The organism is Paenibacillus phytorum, assembly GCF_013141715.1.
Lineage (GTDB): Bacteria > Bacillota > Bacilli > Paenibacillales > NBRC-103111 > Paenibacillus_E > Paenibacillus_E phytorum.
In genome coordinates this window covers 171,176-192,897 of sequence record NZ_WHOA01000085.1, presented here as the reverse complement: position 1 = coordinate 192,897, position 21,722 = coordinate 171,176, and the positions used below count along the sequence as shown (strand labels likewise).

General features: G+C 43.6%; 15 protein-coding genes and 1 pseudogene. 13 read left to right on the top strand and 3 right to left on the bottom strand.

Annotated elements, in window-relative coordinates:
- Positions 1–31: 31 nt before the first annotated feature.
- The 4 genes from GC098_RS11520 to GC098_RS11505 all read left to right on the top strand — a co-directional run bounded on the left by GC098_RS11520 (position 32) and on the right by GC098_RS11505 (position 8,545).
- Complete coding sequence (locus GC098_RS11520; protein WP_171643300.1) at positions 32–1,609, top strand: ABC transporter substrate-binding protein; 1,578 nt, start codon at positions 32–34, stop codon at positions 1,607–1,609.
- Between the two features lie 139 nt (positions 1,610–1,748).
- Entirely contained in the window at positions 1,749–6,965 is a 5,217-nt protein-coding gene (locus tag GC098_RS11515; RefSeq protein WP_171643299.1) for an OmpL47-type beta-barrel domain-containing protein, read from the top strand.
- Positions 6,966–7,115: 150 nt separating this feature from the next.
- Positions 7,116–8,384 (top strand): Gfo/Idh/MocA family protein, encoded by a 1,269-nt coding sequence (locus tag GC098_RS11510; protein ID WP_171643298.1) that lies wholly within the window; start codon positions 7,116–7,118, stop codon positions 8,382–8,384.
- Positions 8,385–8,386: 2 nt separating this feature from the next.
- Positions 8,387–8,545 carry a hypothetical protein gene (locus GC098_RS11505; RefSeq protein WP_171643297.1) on the top strand — a complete coding sequence of 53 codons (159 nt, stop codon included), beginning with the start codon at positions 8,387–8,389 and terminating at the stop codon, positions 8,543–8,545.
- Between the two features lie 110 nt (positions 8,546–8,655).
- Here GC098_RS11505 and fdhA read toward each other — a convergent pair whose 3' ends face one another.
- Positions 8,656–9,870 (bottom strand): formaldehyde dehydrogenase, glutathione-independent, encoded by a 1,215-nt coding sequence (gene fdhA, locus GC098_RS11500; protein ID WP_171643296.1) that lies wholly within the window; start codon positions 9,868–9,870, stop codon positions 8,656–8,658.
- Positions 9,871–9,886: 16 nt separating this feature from the next.
- The gene (locus GC098_RS11495; RefSeq protein WP_246358555.1) at positions 9,887–10,738 is read right to left on the bottom strand and encodes a sugar phosphate isomerase/epimerase family protein; all 852 of its coding nucleotides are present in this window, start codon (positions 10,736–10,738) and stop codon (positions 9,887–9,889) included.
- Between the two features lie 371 nt (positions 10,739–11,109).
- Between GC098_RS11495 and GC098_RS40805 the strand changes: the two are divergent.
- The 7 genes and pseudogenes from GC098_RS40805 to GC098_RS11465 all read left to right on the top strand — a co-directional run.
- A pseudogene (locus GC098_RS40805) lies at positions 11,110–11,283 on the top strand (AraC family ligand binding domain-containing protein); the annotation flags it as partial.
- Positions 11,284–11,502: 219 nt separating this feature from the next.
- Positions 11,503–11,826, top strand: coding sequence for a helix-turn-helix transcriptional regulator (locus GC098_RS40800; protein ID WP_281366961.1), 324 nt, complete (start codon positions 11,503–11,505; stop codon positions 11,824–11,826).
- 152 nt (positions 11,827–11,978) lie between these two features.
- The gene (locus tag GC098_RS11485) at positions 11,979–12,881 is read left to right on the top strand and encodes an aldo/keto reductase (RefSeq protein ID WP_171643295.1); all 903 of its coding nucleotides are present in this window, start codon (positions 11,979–11,981) and stop codon (positions 12,879–12,881) included.
- 15 nt (positions 12,882–12,896) lie between these two features.
- The gene (locus tag GC098_RS11480; protein ID WP_171643294.1) at positions 12,897–14,042 is read left to right on the top strand and encodes a glycoside hydrolase family 88 protein; all 1,146 of its coding nucleotides are present in this window, start codon (positions 12,897–12,899) and stop codon (positions 14,040–14,042) included.
- A gap of 13 nt (positions 14,043–14,055) precedes the next feature.
- Complete coding sequence (locus GC098_RS11475) at positions 14,056–15,990, top strand: DUF8034 domain-containing protein (RefSeq protein ID WP_171643293.1); 1,935 nt, start codon at positions 14,056–14,058, stop codon at positions 15,988–15,990.
- Between the two features lie 29 nt (positions 15,991–16,019).
- Positions 16,020–16,889, top strand: coding sequence for an amidohydrolase family protein (locus tag GC098_RS11470; RefSeq protein ID WP_171643292.1), 870 nt, complete (start codon positions 16,020–16,022; stop codon positions 16,887–16,889).
- Positions 16,890–16,903: 14 nt separating this feature from the next.
- Entirely contained in the window at positions 16,904–17,572 is a 669-nt protein-coding gene (locus GC098_RS11465) for a hypothetical protein (protein WP_171643291.1), read from the top strand.
- Positions 17,573–17,628: 56 nt separating this feature from the next.
- On the opposite strand, the gene GC098_RS41545 is transcribed toward GC098_RS11465, so the two are convergent.
- Positions 17,629–17,931 (bottom strand): sensor histidine kinase, encoded by a 303-nt coding sequence (locus tag GC098_RS41545; protein ID WP_376773861.1) that lies wholly within the window; start codon positions 17,929–17,931, stop codon positions 17,629–17,631.
- A 380-nt stretch (positions 17,932–18,311) separates the two neighbouring features.
- On the opposite strand from GC098_RS41545, the gene GC098_RS11455 reads away from it, so the two are divergent.
- On the top strand, positions 18,312–20,600 hold the full coding sequence (locus GC098_RS11455; RefSeq protein ID WP_171643290.1) for a helix-turn-helix transcriptional regulator: 2,289 nt from the start codon (positions 18,312–18,314) through the stop codon (positions 20,598–20,600).
- Positions 20,601–20,795: 195 nt separating this feature from the next.
- A complete protein-coding gene (locus GC098_RS11450; protein ID WP_171643289.1) occupies positions 20,796–21,710 on the top strand; it encodes an ABC transporter permease in 915 nt (304 codons plus the stop codon).
- Positions 21,711–21,722: the final 12 nt, after the last annotated feature.

Here is a 21,722-nt window from a genome sequence, read left to right as displayed (position 1 = left end):
AGCATATATAAACAAATATGGAGGTCTGACAATGAACAGAACGAAGAAGATGGCAAAGACACTTGGTGTGCTGAGTCTTGGTTTCTCTATCGCACTCGCTGGATGTGGAAAACAAACGGATACAACGACGACGACTGCAACTCCTGCACCGAAAGCTACGGATGCGGCGGTTCAACCCACAGCAACTCCATTAGCGCCTGTTGAGCTTACGTATTACTTCCCGAACTCGCCACAGAAGGATTTGCAGACCGTAGAAGATGCCGTGAATAAGCTTATTCAGCCGAAAATTAACGCAAAGGTTCACTTTAAGCTCATTGATTGGGGCGCTTACGAAGAGAAAATGAAAGTCGTCATGGCTTCTGGCGAGCCCTACGATCTTGTCTGGACAGCAGGAAACTTTAACAATTACTTTCAAAATGTTGCGAATGGCGCTTATGCCCCATTGGATGAATTGATTACTAAATATCCAGCCATGAAGAGCGGTATTCCTGATATGTTTTGGAATGCAGTAAAAGTAAAAGGGAAAATTTATGGTGTACCAGTCTTCCAACAGTCAACCGCAGGGTACGGCTATGAAATACAAAAAGCAGTAGCGGATAAATATAAAATAGACTGGAAGTCCGTCACTAAATTATCGGATCTAACCCCTTTCCTAGAAACAGTCAAGAAGAACGAGCCTAATCTTATTCCGTGGGAATATAGCCAACAGATCGATCCGTTTCTTACTGCTCCGCCAATGTTCGGCATGGAAACTTTAGGCGATCCTAAGACTCCAGGAGATCTTTACTTAAAAGATGGAGGCAAAGTTGTCAATCAGTATGAGACACCAGAATTCAAAGCTTATGTAACGATGATGAGAGATTGGTATACGAAAGGATACTTAAGGAAAGACGCTGCAACCTTAAAAGAAACCGCAGCGGATCGGAAGGCTGGAAAGAACGCACTTATGATGGGCCAGATCGATATTGACTCCGTAGCATCTGTAGAAGCTGGCTTGACACCATCAGGAAGAATGTCCGGCTTCAATCCAGAGATACAGTCTTATGACTTCCAGTTCGTGAAGCCGCTGCTTACAACCGATAAAGCTTCAGCAACGATCACGGCCATCTCTGCAAATTCGCCAAATAAAGAAAGAGCTATGATGTTCCTCAATCTTCTTAACACTGACAAAGAGGTGTACAACACACTTGTCTGGGGAGTTGAGGGTAAACATTACAAGAAAGTCGATGTTAACCGGATTGAAACGAACAAAGACGGCGGATACCAAATCTTTGCTCCTTGGGAATTCGGCAACATGACACTCACTTATTTATCAGAGGGTGACGCTAAAGGGAACGATCAAAAATCTATGCAAATGTGGATAGACCTTAATAAAAATGCCAAACCTTCCAATGCGTTAGGATTTGTATTTGACTTTACACCTGTGAAGGCTGAAAAGGCGAACACCGATGCTGCTATTGCTGAGCTTTATTATGCTTTAGCTTCAGGTTCCATCGATCCTGATAAGTACTTGCCGCAATTTATTGATAAATTGAAACAGGCTGGCTCAGACAAGATCATCGCTGAAAAGCAAAAACAACTTGATGCTTGGAAAGCCACAAATAAATAGAGTCCAACCACTGCAGACTTCCTTCTCGTAATACAGAGGAAGTCTGCTTGATAAAAAAAGAAGTTTGTAAACGCTCACAATGAGCCTAGTGTCGCGACCATGCTAATAATGAAAAAATTAAAATGAAATGGGGTTTGGAATGAAACTGAAAAAGCGAGTCAAAAAAATGTTTTCCCTTTATCTGGTAACATCAATTGCAGTGGGAATATTCAACATTGGATCGAATGTTCCAGTGGTAGATGCACAGCAGGCACCAGGTAACGCGCCGTTTATAAATAGCTGGCTGTTAGCTGGTCCCTTTGATACGGCAGTAGCGGACGACTTATATGGCACAGTCATTCCAGAGAACCTAAATTTGGCACCGACGGCACAAATTACAGCTTCATCAGCGACTTTTTCAACAAATCCACCCATGTTTGCTTCTGACGGAAGCACGAGAAATCAATGGGTTACTGAGAATGACAATGCACCTTGGTTGAATTATAAGTGGTCAGCGCCTATAAAAATAAGTAATGTTACGATTGCACAATGGGGCGATGGCAGGCATGTCAATCAGTATTATCACCTCACATTTAAATTTAACGATGGCACAACATCTTTCCCCATCAAAGTGAATAGTACGTCTAACAATCCAGCTGAGCCAACGGTTTTCAAGGCGATTACAGCACTTGAAAATGTGGTAGAAATGAAGGTTGAAATTGATAAAGGCCTCACCCCATATCCAAGCATTACAGGTATCAGCGAGTTAGGCGTATATGCATATTCTCTTTCCGACAACACGATTGAAAGACCGATAGACGGAAACTGGGCTAGAGTAGCCACCGCGACTGCAAGCTCCACGTGGAAAACAAGTGCTACCAATTTCCCTAGCGGAACGGATTCCTCATCGGTGTTACCGAAATTCGCTATTGATGGTAATAAGAGTACTGAGTGGGTTTCTCAGATGATGGATACGGGTGGCGCACCGTCTTCTTGGCCGACTTGGGATCCTGCACCAACGTTAAACTTGACTTGGAATCAACCGATCAAAGTGAAACAAATTGAGGTATTTGACCGAAACAATGCTGCTTGGCCGCAAGGTATATCGGATGTCCAAAAGGTGAACTACACGTTAAAGGATGCGAATAATAATGTCTTACAAACGGGATCAATCACCAATATCGATCCAATGGGACAGAACCCTGGCGTAGCAACGCTTGAACAGCCAGTAAACAGTGTTACTAAGGTGGAACTGTTGATTGTACACGACGGACAGAAAAATAATAAGAATGTGGGTCTGGGCTTTACTGAAGTCAATGTTTTTGACGGCGATGGGAACATTCCGGATCCAGTAGTCCCAGAACCAATAGCACATATTATTCCGAAAGCTGGAGAAGCCCTTACCGGCAATGGTAGCAGCAAGAGCTGGGAGTACTTTGATGATCGTCTCTGGAACAGAAACTACGATGATTATCAGGATTTGTACGGCTATTATACCGTGAAAAAAGGCATCGACACTCGGAACAAATATGCATATGCACACACCTACGTTTACAGCCCAACCGCGCAAAGTGTCCAGTTTCGATTTGGATCCAGCGGACAACACCGTTTGTTTGTCAATGATATCGCGGTAACCAAACCGTCAATACCATCTGAAGTACAGAAGGATATGACAATCGCAAATATTAAATTGAAGGCGGGCTGGAATAAAATCCTGTTGCAGATGAAGCACACATACACAGAGGATTTGAATCCTAATGGAGTTGCCATTGCGCAGGATGCGAATGTTTATTATTTCGGTTTTTATGGCCGTGTTACCGATAGTAATGGCAACAAAATAGACAACCTTACTTATTCCGTTACAGGTGAGAACAGTGCATTGTCGATCGATACACGTGAGTTAAGCACCGATGACAGTGAAGGAGGCAGCGGACTGCCGACAAATGTGCTCCCAAAAGGTTATACAGAATGGCCTTATGTTTGGAATGTATCTAACTATACGACTAAGCATAGTCTTTCAGCTTCTCCTTTTCGTTTTATAGCTAACGGCGGCAAGCCGGGCTATGCTTGGAGTGTGCAGAGCGGTGCTCTGCCGGGTGGATTATCCTTGAAAACGGACGGAACGATCGATGGTTTCGTCAATGCTGATCCGGGAACATATTCCTTTACTATTAAAGTTACAGACATCGACAGTGCCACGGCAACAAAGGCATTCACGATTGAAGTACAGGATCGCCCCAACAAGTGGTTTGAAGAAGGAAGAGTTTCAGCCCTCAGCCATTGTATTCCAATTTACAACTGGTTTGTAGACCCCAATTATTCCGCTGACCTGTGGGCGCAACGAGCGAAGGCAGAGGGGCACTCCTTGGTTTCTGTGGAATCGTTACAACAGAATTATTACTGGCCGTCAAAATTTGCAGATCCCTTGCATATCCGTAATCTGTATTTGCCGAAGGATGATAATGGTAAGGTTATAGATGGTCTTAAACCCTATGAGGAAGCAGTAAAACGCTATGGTATGAAATTTGGTCTTTATTATGCAACTGAGGGTGGTGGTTTAGCGCATAATTCCACCGATGTGTTTGTGCAGAATGTTGAAGATCTCATTTTACGTTATGATCCAGCATACCTCTATTTTGATGGTCCTCAGGCGATGCCTAATGCCAATTATGACGTAATGTATAGTATTGTGCGCAACTATAGCGATGAAATAATTATTAATTCAAATGCATGGACGGATGAATATGGTGATCCCGACCTCAGAACTTCTGAGTCAAGCGGTATGTTTGCTGGTGGCGGCGGCTCTAATCTGACTAAGAGAACCATTGCTGAACCATGGAAATCGGTTGTGACCAAAAATAACTACACGCCTTACTATGCAAGGCGAGATGATTATAGGATCGTCGCAAAAGAAATGATCATGAATGCTGGCAGAGGCTTTGTGGATAATAACGACCAGATGCCACTGATGAGCCGGGGACCAAACTGGGATAGCCCAGAAGATATTGCAACAAGATACCCGAAATCGGTGCAGGAATTTATCGATATTCGTGAAGGGCTCGCAGCATGGTTTGCACCGAAAGGCAAGCCGGAAAGACATGAATCTACGACAGGAACGATGCCATATTTCTTGAGCGGCTTCGGATATACGGATGACGGGAAAGGAAATATTAAGAATTTTGAAAGCGGTAAAGGACCTAGCTGGGGTTATGCGACTTCCAGAGATAACAATATTTATTTACATCTGATGGTTGGACCAGACGGTAAACAGGGGTACAGTGGGAATTCTCTTACCATTAGCCCAGTGAATAATAATGTTACAAGTATTTCATGGCTCAACGAAGATCAACCATTAAACTTTACACAATCTGGCACGAGCGTTACGGTTGACTTAACCGGCGTAGTGCGTGACCAAGTGGATACGATCGTGAAAATAGTTACGAATAGTCCGCAACGAGAGTATAAGCTCACGAATTTGATTACGACAGGCAAACAATTGTCATTAGACTCATTGCAAGTCAATGTCGAAGGATATATGACTTATCCCGCATTGAAAGTTCGTTTCGAGCAAGGAATGATATCATTTAACAGCAGTAACCAAAACGTAGCAACGGTTGATTCTAACGGTATCGTTCATGCGGTAAACAATGGTACGGCAGCTATTACCGTAAGCGGAACCTATGACGGAGTTCAGAAGTCGGATGTTCTTAACGTTTCGATTAAGAACGGCAGAATTTATGTGAAAGATACGATGATTGGTGCTTCGTTATGGATAGAGGACCGGGAAGTTTACGGGGAGTTTCCTAGCTATGACGCATTAAATTACAGACTTGAGGGACGTTCCTTAAAAGGTGGGGCAATTGGACTTGGTGCTGCAACAGTCACGATGAAATCTGGTATCGTCGATCTAGACGGGGGAACGAAATACCAACCGATTGCCATACAAGAAAGTGACATCGTTACATTTGCTAATGGTAAAGCTATTCCAAAACATGTAACTCAGTTGACAAGAGCTGCAATATGGGCTGAGGTTGAATTGGATGGTCAAACATTTACCAGTAATAGGGTTTATCTGGATCTTTATCCTTATGACAATGTAGCTATAGGAGCAACGGTTACAGCTAGCGGAACTCAAGGCAGCAACACACCGGATAAAGTCATTGATGGTAAATTGATTGAAGGCACTTTATTTGACAGCTCAAAATGGTCTGTTTCTGGATCTGGAGCATCATGGATTGCATTTGAATTGAAGAATAAAGCTGATATCAAAAATGTAGAAATTAATTTTAACTCATCAAACCAGAACTATTTCAACACCCCGAAGAAAATTGAAATTCAGACAAGTGCAGATGGCGCAGACTGGCATACAATCAGCACGGTTACTTCGCCGACAGGTGGCGCTTACTTTGGTTTCTCTAATATTTTCGCAGTACAAGCAGAATCCAAATATGTAAGACTTTACTTTCCTGATGGTGGTAACTCCGCTACCCTTGATCTGCTTGAAGTGGCAATCAACGGCGTGGAAATTGAAATGACACCTCCGGCGGATGCGATATTGGCTGCAGATATTACAGCACCTACTAACAACGACGTTACCGTAACGATTAGCTTTCCAGCAGCCGCAGCGGTGAAAGAATACAAAGTGGGCGAAAGCGGTACATGGACAGCTTACACTGTACCTGTTGTCCTTTCGGCAAATGATACGGTGTATGCAAGAGGAACGGATGCAGTGGGCAACGTATCCAATGTAACTAGCATTGTCATAAGCAATATTGATAAGATTGCACCCGAAAGTATCGCAACTTTAAGTCCGGCTGCACCTAATGGCAGCAATGGATGGTATACGTCGGATGTAACGGTAAGCTTCTCTGTAAGTGACAATGTATATGGCGTGGCGAAAACAGAATACCAAGTGAATAACGGGGGTTGGATCACCTATACCGGTTCCATTCCTGCCTTTGGTGAAGGGAACTATACGGTTGGTTATCGCAGCACGGATCTAGCAGGCAATGTAGAACCGATCAAAACCATCGAGTTCAAGATTGACAAAACGGCTCCAATATTAATCGTTCAATTAGATAAGACGTCGATATGGCCGGCGAATCATACAATGGTGGCGATTCATGCCGCGCTGAATTCGAGCGATGCTGCATCAGACGTTGCATCTGTGGTGTTAACCTCCATTACGGTCGATCAACCGGATAGCGGACAAGGTGACATTGGGGCTAATATCGGTACTGAGGCTACTTCATTTAGTTTACGTGCAGAAAAAGGACGCGACTATACCATAACCTACACGGCAACCGACAAAGCGGGCAATAAAATGGTTACTTCTGTAACCGTCACAGTACCACATGATCAGTCAGGAAATCATTAAGAAAAAAGAAAAGCAACCCATTTGCAATACGAATACTGCAGGAGGACGGTAGTTCTACTATCCTCCCTTTTTGTATACCGATTGCTGAGCTAGGTTAAGCAAAACCTTTGATTCACGATCAACCTAAATAGATAAAAGGAGAGACATCGAATGAAGAAAATTACTGCAGCATTAATCGGAGCTGGGCAAAGAGGTGCGGGTGCCTATGCTCCCTATGCTTTGAAATATCCCGAGGAAATTCAATTCGTTGCTTTTGCAGATGCTGACCCTGAACGAAGGGAGCTTTTTCAAAAAGCCCATAGTATTCAAGATGCCAACAGCTTTTCAAGCTGGGAGGAACTTCTTGAAGGGCCGAAGCTTGCTGATGCTATTCTGATATGCACACAGGACAACATGCACTTTGAGCCTGCTAAGAAGGCGTTGGAGAAAGGATATCATGTTCTCTTGGAAAAACCGATGTCACCGGATCCAGCGGAATGCATAATCATGGGCGAATATGCCGAGAAATATAACCGTGTATTTTCAATTTGCCATGTGCTCCGCTATACAGATTTTTTCGCGACAATCAAAAAGATCATTACGGAAGGCAAAATAGGTAATCTCGTTTCAATTCAACATACAGAAAATGTGGAGCATCGTCACCAAGCCCACAGCTTTGTCCGAGGCAACTGGAGGGATTCGGAAGTTTCGAGCCCGATGATTCTGGCAAAAAGTTGCCATGACATGGATATTCTACAGTGGTTGGTTGATGCAGACTGTACGAAAGTTTCCTCATTCGGCTCATTGACCCATTTTCGTAAAGAAAATGCACCAGAGGGTGCGCCTAGATACTGTTTGGACGGGTGCCCAGTTAAGGATGAATGCCCATATTATGCACCGAGAATGTATATTGAACGAGATGATTGGGTGGGAGAAGTATTGCGATCGGTTGTCAGCAATGACACGAGCGATGAGGGTGTACTTCGCGAATTGAAGAAAGGCCCTTACGGAAGATGTGTGTATCATTGCGATAACAATGTGGTAGATCACCAAGTAGTCAATTTGGAATTCTCAAATGAAGTGACAGTCGCATTTACTATGAGTGCCTTTACCTATGAAGGGGGCAGATCGGTTAAGTTGATGGGCACACACGGTCAAATCAGAGGAGATATGGAGAAGAACGTTATTGAAGTGACTAGCTTTATTACTCGGGAGACAGAGATCATTAATCTTGACGTAGACATGGAAGGGCATGGTGGCGGAGATGCGGGTATTATGCGGGACTTCGTACGCCTTGTTCAAAGTGATGGTAAGGAAAAAGGACTTACTGGAGCGAACGTTTCCGTTAAAAGTCATCTTATTGCATTCGCCGCGGAAAAATCGCGGTTGGAAAGCCGTGTTATTTCGATGCCTGAATATATAGATGAATTGAAGAGGTGAGCATGTGGAAGATTTACGTGGGAAAATTGCATAATAACGGGATCAACGAGTGGAATCGGAAGAGCCGCAGCTATGTAAATGAGCCAACATATGGAATGCCTTGGCCGGAAGACAATAAGCAAATGTTGATCCGTGGACGTGTAAATGCTGATATAGCGTAATGAATTATGCAGAAGAGGCTGAAACTCATTGTGGAAGACAGTAAAAAAAATGAACAAAGTGCAGCAAGGTAGTTTCCATTATACCTGCCCACTTTGTTCATTGGGATTAATTATTTAACAAGGCCATGTGGATCAATAACAAATTTCCGCGAAACACCTCGATCAAAATCTTGATAAGCTTTCGGAGCATCATTCAATGAAATAAGTGTTGCATTTACAGCTTTAGCAATTTGCGCTCTGCCGCTAAGAATAGCCATCATCAATTCTCTATGGTATTTCATGACAGGCGTCTGACCTGTAACGAAGGTATGGGATTTTGCCCAACCAAGTCCGAAACGAATTTTTAGTGTACCTATTTTTGAATCTTCGTCAATAGCACCTGGATCGCCAGTCACATAAAGCCCTGGAATTCCCAAGCTTCCTCCCGCACGTGTTACTTCCATAATTGAATTCAGCACGGTAGCTGGCGCTTCACCATGAGATTTCCCATGTCCATGAGCTTCAAAACCTACGCAATCAATAGCTGAATCCACTTCAGGAGAGCCCAATATTTGATCAATTTGCCCAGCTAAGTCATCATTTTCACGTAGATTAACCGTTTCACAACCAAAACTTTTCGCTTGTGCAAGACGTTCCGCATTTAAATCACCGACAATAACAACGGCCGCTCCCAGCAACTGAGCAGAGTGAGCCGCTGCAAGACCTACTGGACCCGCGCCGGCAACATATACGGTTGATCCAGGACGCACACCTGCACTAACAGCACCATGATAACCCGTTGGGAAAATATCAGAAAGCATGGTTAGATCAAGGATTTTTTCCATCGCTTGTTCTTTATCCGGAAACTTTAATAATTGAAAATCTGCATATGGCACCATCACATATTCCGATTGCCCTCCAACCCAACCTCCCATATCGACATAACCATATGCGGAACCTGGACGATCCGGATTGACATTTAGACATACATTTGTATTTCGTTCTTTACAGCTTCTGCAACGACCACAAGCAATATTGAAAGGGACAGAGACGAGATCTCCCTTTTTAATAAATTCCACATCGCGTCCAACTTCAATTACCTCGCCAGTAATTTCATGACCTAAAATGAGGCCAGATGGTGCTGTCGTTCTACCTCTAACCATGTGTTGGTCGCTGCCGCAAATATTCGTTGTAACGACTTTAAGAATGACGCCATGCTCACATTTGCGACCTACATTCAATGGATTGACGCCTGGGCCATCCTTTAGCACCAAATCTGGATAATCCGTATTTCTCACTTCTACACTACCTGGCTTACTATAGACAACAGCTCTGTTTCCTGACATTTTCGTTAACCTCCCATTATCGATTGATCGTGCTCCATAATTCTCTTACTAAACGCTGTAAGTACAGAGATTGCTGCCATCGGTCACTAATCTCTTTGTTCCTTCCGCTTGCTTCATTCGTTGTTATTGCATAAGGGGGAGGACCTAGTTCAATTACGACCGGGAATACATCATTTGTATTAGCTTGAAGCATCCAATTTTTCATTCCCAATTGCCACCATTTCTTAAAATGGGAGAACATCGGATGATTTTCTTCCTCACCAGGGTCAATCTGTATTTGCTCTCCGTTCGATATTCGTGTATGTATGCTCGAAGTGTTCGAAAGTAATGAAAGCAATAACTCGTCCGCTTCCTGAGAAACAGTATGCAGTTCCCCAGCGACGATGTAATGGGAGAAGTCGATTGTTAATGGCAGAGTTTTTAGTTCCTTGACGTACTCAACGGTACGTATCAAATCTTGGGTAATCGTACCCCTATGTGTTTCAATGAAAACAGGAATTCCCGCATCTTGAGACAGTTGCTCAATTCCCTTCAAGAGCTGAATGGCAGATTGACCTGTCATGAATGGTTGCATGACTTGTGCATTAATAAATCCAATACCACCAAAGGCTTTTGCTCTTTCTAGGAAATCAGCCAAATCCTCAACCGATTTTGGGTAAGCGTTTACACTGAACGAGAGGTGATACTTGTCTAATAGATGCTTCCAATAATCAGCTTTCTCTGGTGAAGGAAGGAATCCATTAATGCCGTCATAACCACTGCTAGCGATTAAGGCTGTTTTCTCTTCGTCGGACAGTGCGTTTCCTGCAAAAACATCCAGATTATCCATGGCCCACCACGACATTTGAACTTCTAATTGATTGTTCATGTTTCTCACCCTTTATCTCGAAGTCATGGGATGGTAAGTGACATCCATCTCTCAATCTATAGTGTATGTTGAATTTTATATTAGATGAAGTAATAATCTTGCTTATTTATCATGTAATCCTGCTATTATGAAGATTATTTTTATGCTGATTGTTTAAACAATATAAATCGTCTACTATCTAGTTGTAGAAATGCTGCTATTATCAGATGAATAATTGGTGGAGTTGAATTCCAATGTTTCAATCATCGGTGGAACATCCCAAATACCAAAATTTACAGCCAGGCATTATCATAGCTGACTATTTCAATGAAACGGACACCTATTTTACTAAGCGGCCCCAAGGTATGAAAGACTGACTACTCACGTATACGCTTGGGGGTCAAGGGTATTTCACTGTCCGTAATAAGACAATCTACTGTAATCCTAACCAAGTTGTTCTCTTAAGACCGGGAGTACCTCATCAATATGGTACATCCCATGGACAAACCTGGAATTTTGTATGGGCTCATTTTTCATCTCAATTGTTTGAAGCTCATTTGTTACCGTTAGAAGATTTAATTATCCAATCCATTGATTCAGATTCAAAACGCAAGCGTATTTACCGTGCATTCAAAAAGGTCTTATCGGATTCTCGCGAACGCAGTGATTTATGGCATGAGCTTTGCAAGAATGCATTAAGTGAAATCCTGCTCCTTCTGACTGTAAATCAATCCAAAAAAACGGACCCTCGTGTCCAAGAAACGCTCAATCTTCTCTCAGAAAGAATGCGTGAAACCATTAAAATTGAAGAGTTAGCTAAAATTATCGGAGTCTCATCATCCCGGCTTTCCCATCTCTTCAAAGAAAATACCGGATTTTCTATCATAGAAACATTGAATCGAATGCGCTTGGAACAAGCTGCTCTTCTGTTACAACATACGAATCGAACTGCATTAGAGGTTTCATTCGACGTTGGTTTTCTAAATTACAATCATTTCGCAAAATTATTTCATTCGCGTTTCGGAGTAAATCCAAGTAAGTTAAGAAACGAATTGCGTTCATTAGCTAAACCTCTTCATTTCAATAGGAGACAAATTCTCTTTTTGTGAATAAAGAGGTTTTTTACTATGCCTTATCCATATAACACCTCTGGGTTGTGCAAAATAACAACATTTCGGTGTCATACAGCAAAACTAAAAAATGACCTAGTGAATTATAATAGGAGTATCAGTTAACTAAGACAAATAAGGATGTGAACATAGTGGAATACACGACATTCGGCAAAACGGGAGCTCGGGTTTCGAAGCTAGGTCTTGGGGGCGCTCCGCTTGGCGGGGATTACGGTCCAGTCACAGATGAACAAGTAACAGAGGTGATCGATCGGGCCTTGGAGCTCGGGATCAACTTTATCGATACAGCACCCTTATATGGAAGAGGAGAAAGCGAAAGGCGAATTGGGTTGGCGCTTCAGGGGAAAAGGGACAAAGTCTTCCTTGCTACCAAAGCTGTTATGCGAGGTGTGCCCTATACGTACGAAAATACGATTCTTTCCGTTGAGGAAAGTCTGAAGCGTCTAGGCACAGATTATGTGGATCTCATTCAAATGCACGAGCTTTCCGAGTCAAACTCGGAAATAGGAATGAACGAAACGATCCCCGCCTTTCTTAAACTGAAGGAGCAGGGGAAGATTCGAGCTATAGGGGTCAATGCATTTGATCCGTCTCTGTTGCTGCCTTTTATTCGATCAGGACATATCGATTCGATACAGACGTTCTGTCGTTATATGCTTATTGATTATACGGCCATGGATGAGTTGTTACCGACAGCCCAAGAGCATGGCGTATCCGTTATTAATGGAAGCGTTCTCGGAATGGGTCTACTTGCTGAGGCTCCAGCGCCATTTATAAAGCAGGATTCGCTCATGTTTACAGAAGCGCAACGTCGAATCCAAGAGATAGCCTTCCTTCGTAAGTCGGAACCCAAAGGGTTGATTGAGCCTGCCATGCGGTTTAGCCTGGCTAGCCCAGACATTACGGTGACCTTAACCGGAACGACTTCGTTACGTTCGCTAGGCCTAAATGCCAGCTATTGCGATGGCGTTGGCTTACCGCAAGATGAATTGGATCGACTGCTTTCTCTATTTCCAGGTCAGCCATTAATGTAAAAGGGGATGTTGACAATGTCTAAAGTAGCAACAAGCGTTGGGGCGGATGCAGCGAATGCACCGTGGGTAGAGGAACTTTGGCAACAAATTATCGGCAAAGTAGGAAGAATGAGCGAGACCATTGGCGCTGATTTCCCATATATCTCATATAACGGAAAATATAATAGTGAAGAAGCCGATTGGTGGACGAATGGGTTCTGGCCAGGACTGTTGTGGCTGGTTTATCGTGAGTCAAAGGATGATCAGCTCAAAGATACAGCTGCACAGATCGAAGCTAAGATGGACACCGTGCTTACCGACTTTTACCCGCTGCATCATGACGTAGGGTTTATGTGGAGCTTATGTTCCGTGGCACAGTACAAGCTGCTTGGCTGTGAAATTTCGAAGCGGCGGGCCATGACGGCAGCTAGTCATCTGGTTGGGCGTTTCAATGCGAAAGGCCAATTCATTCGGGCTTGGAACCAACCGGAGCGGGTTGGTTGGGCGATTATTGACTGCATGATGAATTTGCCGCTTCTTTATTGGGCAAGTGAAGAGTCAGGAGATCCGCGTTTTAAGCACGTGGCGGCTTTTCATGCGGACACGACTTTGCGTGAATTTCTTCGTCCGGATGGCTCGTCACACCATATTGTGTGCTTCGATCCTGAGTCCGGCGAGAGAGAAGCAGCGCTTGGCGGACAAGGCTATTCACCGGATTCAGCATGGTCCCGCGGCACTGCATGGGCGTTATACGGCATGGCACTTAGCGCTCGTTATACGGGAGATCAACGATATATCGATGCAGCTAAACGTGCAGCGCATTTTTTCCTCGCCAATGTTCCAGAAGATGGATTACCGCCTTGGGATTTCCGAGCTCCTTGGGAAGAAGGTATGGCTATGGATTCTAGCGCGTCAGCCTGTGCAGCCAGCGGCATGTTGGAATTGAGCTTGTTGGTACCTGAGGGCGAGTCTGAGCTCTATCGCCGTGCGGCCGAGAAATTGATTTTTAAATTAAATGAAAAATACACGACTTGGGATGATCCTAGCGAGGAAGCGATTCTTCGGATGGGAACTGCCAATCGACCTAAGAAGACGCACGTTAACGTACCAATGATCTATGGGGACTATTTCTTCGCGGAAGCAGTTTGTAAGCTGCGCGGCGTACATGATACATTCTGGTAGGAGGAAACATCCAATGACACACACTAGCAAATCCAATCCAACAACAGGTCACATCTATGCGCGTGATTCATGGACAGCGCCAACTTGGGCGCTCACGGAGCGGAAGTTAATCGATACATTGAACGAGGCCGCAGTGGAATATGTACGTAGATATACACGAGAAGATGGGACGATCGTTTGGCGTGAAGACTGGCCAGGAATGGACGGATCGGACGATCCCTATGAAGCGTTCATGAATTTATCCCTGCTTTACGCACTTGGCGGCAATGAAGAGATTCTGCGTTTGTCCCGCCTTATGTTTGATGCGATTACTTGGCAGTGGACTGAATATGGTCAAATTCATAATGAATTTGATGCGTATTATGACTGGATGCATCACGGCGAGGGTTCCTTATATTTCTATTTCCTTGGCTTGTCCGATCCGCATCTGTTGAAGAATCGTCAGCGTGCTGTTAAGTTTGCTGAGTTATACACGGGTAAGAATCCGGAAGTGCCTAACTATGATGCAGAACGAAAGCTGATGCGCTCACCAATTACGGGCAGTAAGGGACCGCGTTTCCAGATGACGGAAGAGGACTGGGTAACTCATCGGGGTGTGCTGGATGACTATTTGGCACCATTCGAGGACATTCCTGGTGTGGACTTTGCAAGCGGGAAGTGTAAGTGGTCAGATGATGACATCTACCGTGAAATCATTAGCCGAATGAACGAACGGAAAGCGAAGGGAGATGTCCCGCTGAATTTGAACGCAACCGGCTTGATCACAAATGCGTTTATGTACACGGGCGATGAATCTTATCGGCAGTGGGTATTGGACTATTTGACCGCGTGGGAAGAGCGTACGCTTCGTAACGGCGGATTAATTCCAGATAACGTCGGATTAAGCGATATCATAGGTGAGTACAACGATGGCAAATGGTGGGGAGGTTACTACGGCTACCGTTGGCCGCACGGTTTCATGTCCATCATCGAACCGCTAACCAATGCTGGTATGAACGCTGTGCTTCTTTCTGGTGATCGGAGCAAATTAGATTTGGCACGTTCGCAATTGGACCGAAATTGGGATCTAGGCAAAGAAATTAATGGGAAATGGCACGTTCCGAATAAGCATTTTGATGCCGGCTGGACGGACTACCGAATCCAAGTCCCGACTTACCCGATATATTTATGGACGATTTCGATGGCCGAGGAAGATGCGGCACGTGTTGACCGTATTCCCTATGAAGACCATTTCCGATCTATCGATATGCCAACCATTTCAGGCAGAAATCCAGTAACCCGCAAGGAAACCAAGCATTATATTGCGAATACAGTACCTTGGTACTTATATATGAGAGGGCAATTACCAGACTATCCAGAGCGTATTTTGCAGCAAAATCTGGAGCTAATCGCGATTCAATTGGAGAAGCTTCGCTCTCCTAAGGGGGATCCAACCAGCTGGGATTGGGATCATCCTTACAGTATTCATGAGTGGCAGGAATTTTCTCCTGTCTACTTCGAAGGATTACTGCAAATGATGCTAGGCGCTCCTATGCACATTTCTCACGGTGGATTACAGCATGCCAGAGTGCGTTATTTCGATGCTGACCGTAAACGATGCGGTCTTCCAGAGGACATCGGTGCTTTGGTGGAAGCGCTCGGCGACGAGTTTGTCACCTTAACGCTTGTGAACCTATCGGCGTTCAAGGAACGTGAATTAATCGTACAAGCGGGCAGCTTCGGTGAGCACCAGTTTACCTATATGGAGAGCTTTAATCAAAGCGGCCAGAAGGTTGGCGAGGGAGAGCTCGATGGGAAATGGTTACCAGTCACTCTTGCCCCAGGGGCAGGAATTCAATTGAAACTTCATATGAAACGTTATGTGAATCAACCGACTTATGAGACGCCTTGGAGTGCAGAAGTGGAAGGAACGGTGTCGAAGCTTATCCGTGGGCGTAACCAAGTATAGGATGTATTAATGAGGAGAGAATGTAATCCATGACATCTATTCGTCAATCATTTACTAGAGATGTTAACCATGCCTATCTCGATAGCCATGTCCATTTCTGGAGGCTGGAGCGTGGCGATTATCATTGGCTTAAGCCGAGTAATCCGGTTCTTTATCAAAATTATTTACCATCGGATCTGTTTGGTCTTGAAGATAATAATGCTTTACGTGGAATTATCGCCGTACAGGCGGCACCGACAGTGGCAGAGACGGAATTTCTGCTTGAGATGGCAGGCAAAGATGAGCGAATCCTAGGTGTCGTAGGTTGGCTTGATCCTTTCGCAGATTCATTCGCTGACGAATATAGACGTTTACGTAACAACCGGCAATTCGTTGGGATCAGGTTGGACCGTTCCGTCTTCGAGCAGTGCAAAGAGCAAGTGCCATATTGTCTAATCGCGCATCTTCGCCTGTTGGAGGAAGATGGTTTTCCCATCGACCTGCTGATCGGACCGGAACTGATACCAACCGTACTTAAATACCTTAAATACGTACCTCACTTAAAAGCTGTTATTAACCATCTAGGTGGTCCACCTATTCAGAGTGGTGATTTAGAACCTTGGTCAGCTAACATCGACGAGCTATCCAGCTTCCCTAATGTGTATTGCAAGTGGTCAGGCATGATCACTCCCGCTGGTGGGATGAATCTGCATCTACTTAAACCATATATTCGTCACACTGCGGAACGATTTGGCCCTAACCGTATTATGTTCGGTAGTGACTGGCCGGTAGCTTTGATGGCGGGTACCTATCACGATGTTGTTCAATTATTCGAGCAGCTGCTGCCTGAGCAGTGGAGCGACAAGGAGCGTGCGAATGTACGCATGCACAATGCTAAAGTATTTTATTTTGGCATGTAGGAGAGTGAAGCAGCATGCAAAGACTACTGTTCTACTCACAAGCGCGTAGAGGAACGGCAAACGAATTCAACCAAATCGTGAAGGGAAATGCAACTACGCTTCATGAAGAATGGGCCGCTGCAGGTTTAAGGCATGTCGCGGTGTTTACCTGCGAACTGTATGTTTGTGTCTATGCCGAAGCAGTAGGCGGTCAGAGTGCTTCAACATGGGATTGGCCCGTTTCCTTCGATCGATATCTGGAGAAGTGGCCAGCTGAACCAGATAATAATATCAGCTCAAATGAGACGCTGCATAGATTGGCGATCCCCATGATCGACGTGTTTCATGATGGAATGCCTGAAGACGCCGAATCTTGGCGCGGAAGTCACCCGATGGATGAACGAGTAGGCTCAATAGCCAGATTGAAACCGGAGATGGTGTCGAGCTATGTGTATTACCATTATCAAAAGCAAGAAGAGTCACCAAACAGCTTTAATCAAACGTATTTGATTGGTACGCATGGTAGACTGTTATTCTCTTATCATGAGTTACCTGCTAGGATGAGCCCAATACAACGTCAAGGATTGCTGAACACGAAGCATTCACCGGATAATTGGCACGAGGTGATGTACCCTCATTTTGATCTATGGGAAGAAGCGATAGAGGGACAGCAGATTTGGCGTAAAATGGAGCGATTGATGTAAGAACAGCCGGTTAGGAGTCAAGCGACTCTTAACCGGCTGTTCTTATTTAATGCGACTTACACGATGTCATGGATGTCTTTATTTTCAGGAATAACGATAAATACGGCTGTGCCTTTGTGTAAATTTCCAGAAATGAACACCCCGTATTCATCGCCAAATAGTAATTTAATCCGTTGATTTAAGTTTTTTAAACCAATATGCTTTTCCTCTAAATTAACCCCGCTGGCCAGTTTTTGCTGAAGACTAACGAGCTGAGCGTCAGGAATCCCTTGCCCGTTATCGGAAACGGTGATGACGATCCCGTCCGACGTACGCAGTCCCGTAATAATAATCTGTCCTGCTTTACGTGTAGGAACAATACCGTGCAGAAAGCATTTACCAATAATGGTTGAATTTCGAGGAAATTAGTGCAAAATCCCGCCGGCAGACTATGATCGTGGGCTTTGGGTGAACTGCCAGCCAAGGATGGCTTGGACTGTGCCGCGACCGAAATTGACAATCTGTTAGCCGAATCTGATTAGGGAAATAGGGGATGATCGGCATCATGAAAAAATGAGAATTACCATAATCAAATCGGACTGAAGTTCTCTGTCTGAGAGATTCAGTCCGATTTGATGAAACATAGAGATGGTATTATAATATTAGTCAAGTATATTATAGTTGTGGTAGGATAGCAGTTCAATCTATAGTATGAGTATGGATAACATTGATTTAGACATAATAGTTAGAGAGGCCGAAAATGAAACTACTTCGTATGTATAAGTCAAGAAAATATTTGTTTAAGCTGCTTCTTTCCATTACTTTGCTGATGGTGGTGTTTTTATCTGTAAGTACTACGCTTCTTTATTACATTTCGGACAAGACCATGATCCAAATGCAGCAGCAAGCGGACTTAAAGGTACTGTCGCAAATTAAATATAATATTGACTATATGCATGAAACTATGAAAAATATTACCGTTTCGACAAAATTTGATCCAGATGTTGTCTATTTGTCAAATATCGCAGATATGGATAAAGGTGAGCTTGTACAAAAATTAAACAGACTTGAAAAAACGGTTACGAACTCATCGTTTCTGCAAAGTATAACGATCTATAATGCCAAAACGGGTTGTTATTATTCGACCTTGAGCAGCCTTAATTGTCAGGATGACGGAATGAACGGTGTGATCGATACGTACATTCATTCTCAGAAAGACATTCCGATGCTGACATTTGTCCCGCTCGCAAATGAAACAATGGCTACTCCGGTATTCTCGATGTTTCTTTATGAAAATAGGGCAGGAAGTAAGTTGATTGTTACAGCAAAGCCGTCGTGGCTGTTTGATAACATTGATAATATTAACAAAGTTACGGCGGAGATAAGAGGTACAATTTTTATTACAGATACGGCTGGGATTCCGCTAGTGACACAGCCGCAGGGCAATTATACTGCCTCTGAGGCTATCAGGAAGGCGATTCAAGACAAGATTAATGCCGGTGAAACACAGGATTATTTTGTTTATGGCACAGGAAAAGACAAATCAATAATAAGCTTCATGTCGTCGAGCAAAAGCCACTTGACTATTGCTAGCGTACAGCCCTACGACAACGTACTCGGAAAGCTGAGCAAAATGCGAACGATCTCTTTGGCCATCATCGTAGGATTTTTAATTTTTTCGGTAATAGGCTCATTTATAATTGCGTATAAACTGTATCGTCCGATTAATAATATGTTGGAGCAAATGTCAGGTAACCGCCGCAAAGGATTAGAAACGCGGTCCGATCTGGATGAACTGAAGTTCATATCGTCGGAATATCAAGAAGCCATGCATAAATTAATTAAGCACGAAAAGGAAGAGCATATTACCAAAGATGCGCTCAAAACCTTCGCTTTGAGGAGACTTATTTCAGATGCAAGTTTACCTACGCCGGAAGAAATTCAGCAGGTCGATTGGGATATTGATCTAAGCCAGCCTTTGCGTGTGTGTGTGCTGCTAATCGATGATTTCCACGAATATGAATCGGAGACGAGTGATTCCGAGAAGAGACTTTATAAGTTCGCGATAACCAACATTGCCAAGGAGCATGTATCCAAGAGCATGAGTTGTGAAGTTGTGTCTATGAGAAATGATCATTTTGTTTTACTCGTTGGTACGCAGCAAAAGGTTGACTTGAATAAAATAGTGAAGGAGCTTCAACAAACCCTCTTTCAGTACTACGGGATTTCACTTACCGTTTCAATCGGGGACGCGGTGGATCCATATCAACAGATATCACAGCAATATGGTCATGTCATGGAAAATGCATCTTATCGAATGATCTTCGGAAAGGGAAGTGTTATTACACCAGAGCTCGTACAAAATAATAAAGAAAATATTACGTTTCAGTTCCCGGCTGATGCTGAGAAAAAATTTACCGAAGCGATTATGTCTGGCCAAGAAAAGGATTATAAAGAACAATTGGAGCTATTGTTTCAACAATCAAGAGAAATGCATTATAACAATATGATGTATTCGATCCTGCATTTATTGGCTCTAGTCAACAACGCGGTGAGGGAAATGAATAGCCGTGCCGTTAGGCAAATCAATTTGGACTTAAAATGGCAGTTTCAGTACGTACTGAAGCAGGAAACACTGGAACCGATATATGCCCTTTTTCTGGAGATCTTTCAAGAAATTCAGAAGCAGCGCTCCCAAGATGTCAAAGTACAGTCCAATCAGATCTTGATCGATACCATCAAAGAAATGATCGAGGAACAATATCAAGATTTGAATTTGAGCCTTCAAAGCATTTCTGCCGCAATGAAGTTGTCATCTGCACATGTGAGTAAACAATTTAGATTGTATGAATCGAAATCGATCAGTGAATACATGAATGATGTCCGCTTGCAGAAGTCGCTGCTATTGTTAGAAACCAGCGATTACAGCATCAATCGTATTATGGAAATGGTCGGTTATAGTAATGAAAGCTATTTTTTCAAGCTTTTTAAGAAAAAGTTTGGTACGACGCCGAAAGAATACCGTTTCAAGAGAGTCATCGATGAATAAGCTTTCTAGGGCACATAAGCCCCTGGAAAGCTTTTTTTCTATGGATAAACGGGGGATTTATTGAAAATACAGTGTTTTCGGTATTGTGCGGGGGAAAAGTAGAGCGTTTTTCATTTATTACAGTAGTAATTTATACAGTTTTATCGTGATAATAAGGGCATACAACAAAGGTTGAACACACAAGGAGGGGAGCAAATGCTAAAGACGGAGTGGAAACACTTCAAGCGTAATCGGGAATTGTTCGTCATGTCATTGCCGGCAATTCTGTATAAATTGATTTTCAATTACTTGCCCATGATTGGTTTAGTGATTGCTTTCAAAAATTATCGGTACGATCTTGGCATATGGGGAAGCGAATGGGTAGGATTTAAAAACTTTCAGTTCTTTTTTAAATCGGATGCTGCATTTACGGTTACACGCAATACGATTCTTTACAATGTTTCTTTTATTCTCTTAACGTTGGTTATTGCATTGACGCTATCGATCCTGCTGAACGAAATTTCGAGAAAATGGATAAAATTGCATCAGACGGTTTTATTCCTGCCTTATTTCTTATCTTGGGTGGTTGTCGGCTACGTCGTATTCGGGTTCCTCGACCATCAGAATGGATTTATGAATGTCATCCTGGGGATGTTTGGACAAGAGGCGATTAAATGGTATGAGCAAGCGCAATACTGGCCATTTATTATTGTTCTGACTCAAATTTGGAAAGCGGTCGGGTTCTCTACGCTCATCTACTACGCGGGAATTCTCTCCATTGATTCGAGCTATTATGAAGCTGCCCGGATTGACGGCGCTTCCAAGTGGCAAATGATACGCCGTATCACGCTGCCATTGCTGACGCCGCTGATTGTCATCTTATTCATCGTAGATGTGGGTAAAATATTCCGTTCCGACTTCGGCTTGTTTTACTTTATCCCTAACGATACGAGCTTCCTGTATAACGCGACAGACGTTATCGACACGTATGTGTACCGTTCGCTCAAGGTTGTCGGCGATATTGGTATGTCTACCGCAATCGGGCTTTATCAAGCCGTCATTGGCTTTGTTCTGGTCTTGCTCGCTAACTGGGTTATCAAAAAAATAAACGAGGATAATGCGCTTTGGTAAGGGGGGAATGTC